This is a genomic window from Thioclava sp. JM3 (genome assembly GCF_002213185.1).
Classification (GTDB): domain Bacteria; phylum Pseudomonadota; class Alphaproteobacteria; order Rhodobacterales; family Rhodobacteraceae; genus Thioclava; species Thioclava nitratireducens.
Genome location: NZ_NBOB01000038.1, coordinates 1 through 1,436 on the forward strand (window position 1 = coordinate 1; position 1,436 = coordinate 1,436).

The following is a 1,436-nucleotide window of genomic DNA, read 5'->3' on the forward strand; positions in this document are numbered from 1 at the left end:
GTAGCGGGCTTCGCGTGTGGCCTCGTCCATCTGCGGGGCGAAGTTGCGATCGAGCGCCCAGCCTTTGGCGAACTCTTCCGGCTCGGGGTAGAGACCCGCCCTGTAGCCTGCGAGCCAGGCCGCGCCGAGGGCCGTTGTCTCCAGCACTTCGGGCCGGTCCACTGGTGCACCGAGGATGTCGGACAGGAACTGCATCGCCCAATCCGACGCCGTCATGCCGCCATCGACCCGCAGGGTCGGGCGCGCGTCGTCGGACCAATCCGCCTGCATCGCCTCCAAGAGATCGCGGGTCTGGAAACCCACCGATTCCAGGGCCGCGCGGGCGAACTCTGCCGGGCCGGAGCTGCGGGTCAGGCCGAAGACTGCGCCGCGACAATCGGGGTTCCAGTAAGGCGCGCCGAGGCCGGTGAAGGCGGGCACGATGATCACGTCCTGCTCGGGGTCGGACTGCTCGGCCAGCGCCTGCGTCTGGTCGGCGGCCTCGATGATCTTCAGCCCGTCGCGCAGCCATTGCACCACCGCCCCCGCGACGAAGATCGAGCCTTCGAGCGCATAGGTCACTTTGCCGTCGAGCTGGTAGGCGATGGTGGTCAGCAGCCGGTTCTCCGAGCGCACCATCTGATCGCCGGTATTGAGCAGCGCGAAGCAGCCCGTGCCGTAGGTCGATTTCAGCATCCCCGGCTTGAAGCAGGCCTGCCCAACCGTCGCCGCCTGCTGGTCGCCCGCGACGCCGAGGATCGGGATTTCCGCGCCGAACAGGTCCGCTTGCGTGACACCGAACTCCGCCGCGCAATCCTTCACTTCCGGCAGCATCTCCATCGGCACGCCGAGTTTCTTCGCGATGGTCGTCGACCAGCGCCCTTTCGCGATATCGTAGAGCATCGTGCGCGCGGCATTCGTGGCATCAGTGACATGCGAGGTGCCGCCCGTCAGTTTCCAGATCAGCCAGCTGTCGATGGTCCCGAAGGCGAGCTTGCCCGCCTCGGCCTTCTCCCGCGCGCCGTCGACATTCTCCAGAAGCCAGCGCAGTTTCGTGGCCGAGAAATAGGGATCGACGATCAGCCCGGTGCGCTCGGTCACGGTCTCCTCGAACCCGTCCTCGCGCAGGGTGCGGCAGAATTCGGCGGTGCGGCGGTCCTGCCAGACAATGGCGTTATGGATCGGCTTGCCGCTCTCGCGGTCCCAGACCAGCGTCGTCTCGCGCTGGTTGGTGATGCCGATGCCGGAGATGTCCGCCGCGGTCACCCCGGCCTTCTCGATGGCGCCGCGCACGGTCGTCAGCACGCTCTCCCAGATTTCCTCGGCATCGTGCTCCACCCAGCCCGAACGCGGGAAATGCTGCGTGAATTCCTGCTGCGCGCTCGCCACCGGGCGCAGCGCGCCGTCAAAAACGATCGCCCGCGACGACGTGGTGCCTTGGTCGATTGCCAGAATAT

Annotated in this window: 1 protein-coding gene; it reads right to left on the reverse strand. The window is 66.9% G+C overall.

Features of this window, described 5'->3' with window-relative positions:
- Positions 1–1,434: glycerol kinase GlpK (gene glpK / locus B6V73_RS20335; protein ID WP_240504215.1), on the reverse strand; the 1,434-nt coding region annotated here is incomplete at its 3' end.
- Positions 1,435–1,436 lie beyond the last annotated feature (2 nt).